The sequence below is a fragment of the Empedobacter brevis NBRC 14943 = ATCC 43319 genome, from assembly GCF_000382425.1.
In the GTDB taxonomy this organism is placed as follows: Bacteria; Bacteroidota; Bacteroidia; order Flavobacteriales; family Weeksellaceae; genus Empedobacter; species Empedobacter brevis.
This window is the reverse complement of record NZ_KB908310.1, coordinates 1-7,374: the sequence shown is the minus strand read 5'-3', so window position 1 is coordinate 7,374 and position 7,374 is coordinate 1. Positions and strand designations below refer to the sequence as shown.

The window sequence follows — 7,374 nt, the reverse complement described above, 5'->3', positions numbered from 1 at the left end:
TTTCTGAAATGGTTTGCATTGGCAAAGAAATTACCGAAGAACTGGAATGTCAACCTGCCCGATTTTACATCAAACGCTACATTCGCTACAAATATGCCGCTAAAAACCGAGAAGGCGTTGTAATTGGCGAGCTTCCCGAGCGCGTAATTGACAAAGGCATCCCTGGTGCCGGACTTTTATCGATGATTTTGACCGACAAATATGTAGATCATTTACCATTGTATCGTCAAAAACAGCGATTTTCGAGAGAAAACATCCAAATAGCTTCATCCACTATTGAAGGTTGGACCAAAGAAGCGCTCAATAAACTGGAACCGCTTTATGAACAGTTGGTTTTCGATACCAAATCAAATGGCTATTTACAGGTTGATGAAAGTCCGATAAAAGTGTTGGACAGCGACAAAAAAGGCGCTACCCACCAAGGTTATTATTGGGTATATCACGCGCCGCTTGAAGGCACCGTGTTGTTCGATTACAGTGCAACGCGCGGCAGCAGTGCGCCTTTACCTATTTTAAAAGATTTTATTGGTTACCTACAAACCGATGGCTACGCTGTATACGAAAAATACGCTCGAAAAAACGGTGTTACGCACTTGGCTTGCTGGGCGCATGCCCGCCGTGAGTTTGAAAAAGCATTAGATAACGACAAACCCAGAGCCGAAAAAGCCTTGTTGCTTATCCAAAAATTATACGCGGTAGAACGCAAAGCTAAAGAAGAAAATCTTACGGCAGAAGCAATCAAAGATTTACGATTATCCCATTCTCTTGAAACCATCAACAAACTTGGAAAATGGATTTTTGAAGAGATTAAAAACACCCTTCCTAAAAGTCAAATCGGCAAAGCGATGGCTTACGCTTACGCTAGATGGGATGCGTTGTCTGCCTATTTATACGATGGAAATTTGCAAATCGACAATAATTTGGTAGAAAACGCCATTCGTCCGTTAGCCCTTGGCCGAAAAAATTATCTCTTCGCCGGAAGCCATGATGCAGCCCAACGCGCCGCGATGATTTATTCGTTTTTTGCCATCTGTAAAAAACACGAAGTTAATCCGTACAACTGGCTTAAATATACTTTGGAAAACATCCAATCCATCAACCACAAAAATTTAAAAGACCTCTACCCGCAGAATTATAAAAAAATAGATGAACTAGCAAAGATGTAGTTGGTCGGGGGGATACAGATTACCGATTATTTACTTGGGAATATAATTAAGCAATATTTCTCATCACTCCAAGAATGAACAATGCAAAAAAACAAGAAAAGTTATGGGAAAGCAACCCCAAACTACAAACAAATCTTTACCGATATTCTCAATAAAAAGTTGCCGGAAAAGAAAGAAGCTTGTGAAAATTTGCTGAATAAGAAAGAGCTTTCTACAATAGACATCATCCACCTGAACAACAAAATCTTCGGAATTACCGATAAAGCAATGGAGAACGAAAACCAAAAACACCGTTCTTACAGCAAATCCGACATTCTGCAAATGCTGGATTATCAGAAAAAATACAAGCTCAACAATAGCCAATTAGCAATACATTTCAAGCTCAGCAGAAATACTGTAACTAAGTGGAAGAAGATGTTTTTGTGATAAATACAACTCCAGATTGATGTACTTGCATAGCAAAAAAGTGCTGTATCACTATGATGCAGCACTTTTTCTTTTAATCAGAAACTATTTCAGATGCGAACGCAACATCCAGGCGGTTGTTTCGTGCTGTTCCATTAGCGTAGTTAGATAGTCACTTGTACCGTAGGCAACTTTCACTTCATCATCCAGTTTCACAAGGCTTTCTCTTAGGTAGAGAATAATCGCATCGTGGTCGGCAAGCAACTCTTTAATATAGCTCAAACTATCATTTTTGCCTTCTCGTTCTTCAGATAAATGTGTTAACTGCAAAAATTGTTTCATTGTAGCAGGTGCGTAATGACCAATTTTTCTCAGTCGCTCTGCCACTTCATCAATTACATCTTCCAGTTCGGTATATAGCTGTTCAAAATAAACGTGTACCGTATGAAAGTCTGGACCTTCAATGTTCCAATGTGCATTTCTGGTTTTTAAATACAAAAGAAACTCATCCGCTAAAAGCGGTTCTAAAATTTCTGCTATAATTTCTGTCTGTTTTGGTGTCAAACCGATATTTGCTCCCATATTTTTTTAAATTTTGTTTATATAAAATTACAGAAAAAAGAAATAACCTCGATATGAAGGCATTAAAAACGCATTATTTATACTTATTCTAAATTGGTTTGAAGCCAATAAATCAGATTATATTATTTCGTATTTTCACTTATCAAAAATTAGAAATAATGAAAGTAGCCTTATTCGTCCCCTGTTATATCGATTTGATTTATCCCGAGGTTGCTATTGCCACACTGGAACTACTCGAAAAATACAATATCGAAGTTATCGTCCCCTTAAACCAAACCTGTTGCGGACAGCCCACCGCCAATGAAGGCGATCAGGAAAATTCAGCGAAAATCGAAAAGGCTTTTGCGGAGAATTTCCAGGATCTGGACGTGGATTACATTGTTGGTCCGGCGGGAAGCTGCGTAAAGCAGATCCGGCAGCATTTTGATGCCATTCCGCAAACCGAAAAGGTAACGGCCATGCGTGCAAAAACCATCGAGTTGGTGCAGTTTTTTACCGATGTGCTGAAGATCACCGATTTTTCAAACATCTCTTTTCCGCATACCATTGCCATTCACAACAGTTGCAGCTCCATCCGTGGTCTGCACATTACCTCCCGTTCCGAATGGATGGAGCCCCGTTATAACAAAACCGAAGAGCTTTTAAATTCGATAAAGGATATTACCATCAAGCATATCGACCGACCGGATGAATGCTGTGGTTTTGGCGGAACATTTTGCGTAACGGATGAAGCCGTCAGTGCAAAAATGGGACAGGATAAGGTTTCAGACTATGTCCGTAACGGAATTGAATATGTTGTTTCTCCGGATATGTCCTGCCTGATGCACCAAAAGGGAGTTTCAGATAAGGAAAAAACCAATCTGAAATTTTTGCACGTGGCGCAGATATTGAACAACGGTCCTTTTTAACGGTAAAACTTTACAAAAATGAAAAAAGTAAATGTAGAAAAAAATGCCGCAGAATTTATTTATCAGGATGATATCCACGTAACCGAGCACGATAAAAACCTGTGGAATGCACGGCAAAAAAGAGATACCGCCGCCGCACAGATCCCCGAATGGGAGGAACTGCGTAATTTGGCTTCGGCTATCAAAGAGCATACGCTGACCCATTTGGATCAATACCTGGAGCAGTTTGTAACCAATGCCGAAAAACGCGGAATTAAAGTACATTTTGCCAATGATGCTGCCGAGCACAATGCGATAGCCTATGAGATTTTGAGCAGCCACCGGGTGAAAAATATCATCAAAAGCAAATCCATGCTGCAGGAAGAATGTGGTATGACACCCTTTCTGGAAGAAAAAGGAATTGGCGTGCTGGAAACCGATCTGGGCGAACGCATACAGCAGCTATCGGAGCAGATACCCAGTCATATTGTGATGCCTGCCATCCATCAGACCAAAGAGGATATTGCAAAGCTGTTTGCCGAAAAAATAGGTACTGATCCCAATAATACCGACCCGGCTTCACTGAATACCGCAATGCGCAACAATGCCCGACCCAAATTTTTGCTTGCCGATGCCGGCATGACGGGCGGAAACTTTGCCATTGCCGAAACGGGAACTTTTGTGGTCTGCACCAATGAAGGGAATGCTGATCTTACCGCAAGTTTACCACCATTACATATTGCCAGTATCGGTATCGAAAAGATCCTGCCCAAGGCAGAAGATTTGGGTGTTTTTATACGTATATTATCCCGAAGTGCGTTGGGAACACCTGCAACGCAATACACCTCACATTTTACAGGTCCGCGTGAAGGAGCAGAAATGCACATCATCCTGACCGACAACGGCAGAAGCAAGCGATTGGCGATGGACGAGTTCTGGAAATCATTGAAATGTATCCGCTGCGGAGCATGTATGAACACCTGTCCGGTATACCGACGCAGTAGCGGACTGGCGTATGGCGCAACATATTCAGGTCCGATCGGGATCATCATCGACCCTACATTCGATGCCAAAAAGTATTCCGAATTACCGTTCCACTCGTCTTTATGCGGTTCCTGCAGCGAGGTTTGCCCGGTTCATATCAATATTGCCGAACAGATCATGGACTGGCGCAAGGTGATGATGAAAAACAAAGAGGTGGATTTTAGCCGCAGAATGGCTTTCAAAGCTGTCGGCGTGATGCTGGGACATCCGAAATTATTCCGGGCGGTTGAAAAAGTCGCCTACAACGCTATTAATATCCTGCCGGAAGCGATCACGGAAAATAAAACATTAGACCCCTGGGCGGCACATCGCAAATTGCCCGATGTGAAGAAAGAAACCTTTAGGGAGTGGTACATCAAAAACAGAAAAAACAATGAGCAGTAAAGAAGATTTTTTGCAGTCTATAAGAGCAGGATTAGCGAAACGAACACCAACAGCTTATCCCTATATCCCGACATTTGAGCAAGCGGGTATTGACTTAAAAGCTGTTTTTGAAAAGAATTTAAAGTTGGCAGCGGTTGATTTTTACGATGTTTCTTCGGTTGAAGAAGCCCAAAAAATAATGCAGGAACGATTGCCCGATGTCAAGGTCGTTTGTTCGGCAACCGATGAATGGGAAGGGAATAAAGATATCGATGCGGTGGAGCAACCTCGCGATCTGGACGATGTGGGTTTAGGTGTTTTCCGAGCCGAACTTGGTGTTGCCGAAATGGGTATGATATGGGTAACGGAAAAATCGCTGAAAGTAAATGCACTCGGTTATTTATCCCAGCATTTGGCGGTTTTGCTGGATCCTGCGGAGATTACCGAAAATATGCATACCGCATACCAAAGACCCGGGTTGCTCGATGCCAATTATGGTTGTTTCGTGATGGGACCATCAGCTACGGCAGATATCGGTGCCGTTTTGGTGAGAGGTGCGCAAGGTGCAAAAAGTCTGACGCTTTTCTTCTTGAAAACAAAAGATGATGAGACAGGAAAATAGAACGTAAGGTTCATAAAAGCAATGAATTATGGTTGAGTGTTTCTCGCAAAAAACACAAGAAGAATTAAAATATTATGTTTATCTTTTAATAGACCCAAGAGACGATAAGATATTTTATGTTGGAAAAGGGTATGGAAATCGTGTTTTTTATCATATTAATGAAGCGATATTTAATCCAAGCGAAACTGAAAAATTAGAGATTATAAGAGCCATAAAACAAGAAAACCTAAAAGTAAATCACTTTATAGTTCGGCACGGATTAGAAGAGAATGAAGCGTTAATAGTTGAATCTGTCTTAATTGATTTTTTAACTTTTAAGGATTTTGCAGAAGTTGCGAAAATTTCAAATATTGCAGCAGGTCATTATTCGTTTAACCAAGGGATTAAAACAGTGGATGAATGTGAGTTGCTTTACAATTGTGAAGAATTAAAAATAGAAAATATTCAACATAACGTTTTAGTAATCAACATTAACAAAACATACGATAATAAACGAAAAAAGAAAAATGAGAACCCAATTTATGACAGACCAAATATTTATGAAGCTACCAGAGGTTGGTGGGTTTTAGACAAAAAAAGAGCAGAAAATTCAGATTTTGTTTTAGCAGAATATAGGGGCGTAATAAGAGCGGTGTTTAAACCAGAAAGATGGGTACAGGATATTGAAAATAGAGGGGTGAAAAGATGGGGGTTTGAAGGTTCGGAAATTACTTCAAAAGAAATTCTTGATATATACATAAATAAAGAAGTTCCTAAAATTAGAGGAATGGCAAATCCAATTCGTTATTTTGAAATAATTAAAAATGCGACTAAAATGAGTTAAGGTATAAATGAGAAACTAAATGAGGTACACAAAAGACAACTTTCCGGAAATAACCTCAAAGCCCAAATGGTTCTGGACATGATTTCTCCGTGTCGTATTTTCATTGCTATCGTTTTAATTGCATTTACTTTTTACGCCATTCCCGTTTTATTTTACATAGAAGAAAAAATTTATGGGGCGGGGTCTTTCGTTTTTTTTGTGTTTTACTATCCGTTTATCCTTTGGATGACGTTGCTTGTTCTCAAAGCTATAAAACGCAACAAGCCAAAATCTGTCAGAGAAATTACTGTTGACCGCTGTGGTATTCATTATGAAAAGTCAGACGGCGGGACCCAATCACTATTGTATACACAATTGGAAAAAACACAACCACCAATCGTCTCTGATGTTTTTACAAAAACCATCGGACGATATGGACCGACGGTTTGTATCCCCCCTACGAACCCCATATTGCGTTAAATAAAAAGCTGATTTAATTTTGTAGCATGACAATACAAGACAACACAACAGAACTCAAAGGTTGGCTATGATAGCCCATTGGCAACAAAGTGGAAAAAGTAAACGCGCTTATTGCAAAGAAAACGGAATTAACGAAGCTGTTTTTTATTATTGGTTAGAACGAAGCAATGAAAACAAATCTAAAACGGGGAAATTCATTGCCATCGAAGAAGAAACTTCGCAAGATGAGATAGAGTTAATTTATCCCAACGGCGTGCGACTCAAAGTAGTCAATAATTTGGCACTTTTATCGCAATTAATCAAGCTTTACTAAGGTGTTTTCGCTTGGTTCTTCGCACCGATTTTACTTGTACGACGGTTATTGCGATATGCGAAAATCGTTTGATGGGCTTTGTGGATTGGTTAGTTCGGTGATGCAACGGCAAGCCACAAGTGGTGAGGTTTTTGTGTTTTTAAACCGAAATCGCACTCATATAAAACTGTTGCATTGGGAAAATGGCGGATTTGTGCTGTATTACAAACGTTTGGAACAAGGTACTTTTCCGATTCCAAAAACTCAGAAAAATGAACTGAGTTGGAGCCATCTTATTTTGATGATTGAAGGCATTCAAGTAATAAAAAGTATTCAAAAAAAGCGATTTTCATTACCTTAAAATCAGCTTACTTTCTTGCACAAAAGCTTTAAAAATGGTACTTTTACAGTATGAAAAACGAACTAGAAAACCTGTCAAAACAAGCGCTTTTAGAGCTGCTTTCTAGTCGTGATTCTGAGATAAATTCGCTTTCTCAAAACAACTCCCAAAAAGACCAAAAGATAAATTCCCTTGCGCAGGAAAAAGATGCTCTTTCGCAGGAAAATGATTCCCTTTCTCAGGAAAATGATTCCCTTTCTCAGGAAAATGATTCCCTTTTAAAAGAGCGCGAATATCTAAAAGCTCAAATTGAGATGTACAAACGTATGCAATTTGGTCAAAAGCGTGAGCGTTTTGAAGGAAATCCCGATCAAATGGCACTTCCGTTTGA

At 39.9% G+C, this 7,374-nt stretch carries 11 protein-coding genes; 10 read left to right on the top strand and 1 reads right to left on the bottom strand.

Going from position 1 to position 7,374, the window contains the following annotated elements; genetic code table 11:
• Positions 1-1,166, top strand: a 1,166-nt coding sequence (gene tnpC / locus H277_RS0118230; RefSeq protein WP_026357725.1) for an IS66 family transposase, incomplete at its 5' end; no start/stop codon positions are given.
• Positions 1,167-1,247: 81 nt separating this feature from the next.
• Entirely contained in the window at positions 1,248-1,592 is a 345-nt protein-coding gene (locus H277_RS0118225; RefSeq protein ID WP_019977066.1) for a hypothetical protein, read from the top strand.
• An 84-nt stretch (positions 1,593-1,676) separates the two neighbouring features.
• Here H277_RS0118225 and H277_RS0118220 read toward each other — a convergent pair whose 3' ends face one another.
• Positions 1,677-2,153: a Dps family protein gene (locus H277_RS0118220; RefSeq protein ID WP_019977065.1), complete on the bottom strand. Its 477-nt coding sequence runs from the start codon at positions 2,151-2,153 to the stop codon at positions 1,677-1,679.
• Positions 2,154-2,311: 158 nt separating this feature from the next.
• Here H277_RS0118220 and H277_RS0118215 point away from each other — a divergent pair, with 158 nt between their 5' ends.
• The 8 genes from H277_RS0118215 to H277_RS20445 all read left to right on the top strand — a co-directional run.
• The gene (locus H277_RS0118215; protein WP_019977064.1) at positions 2,312-3,061 is read left to right on the top strand and encodes a (Fe-S)-binding protein; all 750 of its coding nucleotides are present in this window, start codon (positions 2,312-2,314) and stop codon (positions 3,059-3,061) included.
• Between the two features lie 18 nt (positions 3,062-3,079).
• Positions 3,080-4,468: a lactate utilization protein B gene (locus H277_RS0118210; protein WP_019977063.1), complete on the top strand. Its 1,389-nt coding sequence runs from the start codon at positions 3,080-3,082 to the stop codon at positions 4,466-4,468.
• The gene (locus tag H277_RS0118205) at positions 4,458-5,069 is read left to right on the top strand and encodes a LutC/YkgG family protein (protein WP_019977062.1); all 612 of its coding nucleotides are present in this window, start codon (positions 4,458-4,460) and stop codon (positions 5,067-5,069) included. Before H277_RS0118210 ends, H277_RS0118205 begins: the two co-directional genes overlap by 11 nt.
• Before the next feature lie 28 nt (positions 5,070-5,097).
• A complete protein-coding gene (locus tag H277_RS0118200; protein ID WP_019977061.1) occupies positions 5,098-5,892 on the top strand; it encodes an LEM-3-like GIY-YIG domain-containing protein in 795 nt (264 codons plus the stop codon).
• Positions 5,893-5,970: 78 nt separating this feature from the next.
• Positions 5,971-6,351 (top strand): hypothetical protein, encoded by a 381-nt coding sequence (locus H277_RS0118195; protein ID WP_154652455.1) that lies wholly within the window; start codon positions 5,971-5,973, stop codon positions 6,349-6,351.
• Positions 6,352-6,418: 67 nt separating this feature from the next.
• The gene (gene tnpA / locus H277_RS0118190; protein ID WP_019977059.1) at positions 6,419-6,664 is read left to right on the top strand and encodes an IS66 family insertion sequence element accessory protein TnpA; all 246 of its coding nucleotides are present in this window, start codon (positions 6,419-6,421) and stop codon (positions 6,662-6,664) included.
• A gap of 1 nt (position 6,665) precedes the next feature.
• On the top strand, positions 6,666-7,004 hold the full coding sequence (gene tnpB / locus H277_RS0118185) for an IS66 family insertion sequence element accessory protein TnpB (protein WP_146810844.1): 339 nt from the start codon (positions 6,666-6,668) through the stop codon (positions 7,002-7,004).
• A gap of 50 nt (positions 7,005-7,054) precedes the next feature.
• A partial coding sequence (locus H277_RS20445) for an IS66 family transposase (protein WP_033422741.1) occupies positions 7,055-7,374 on the top strand: 320 nt, incomplete at its 3' end.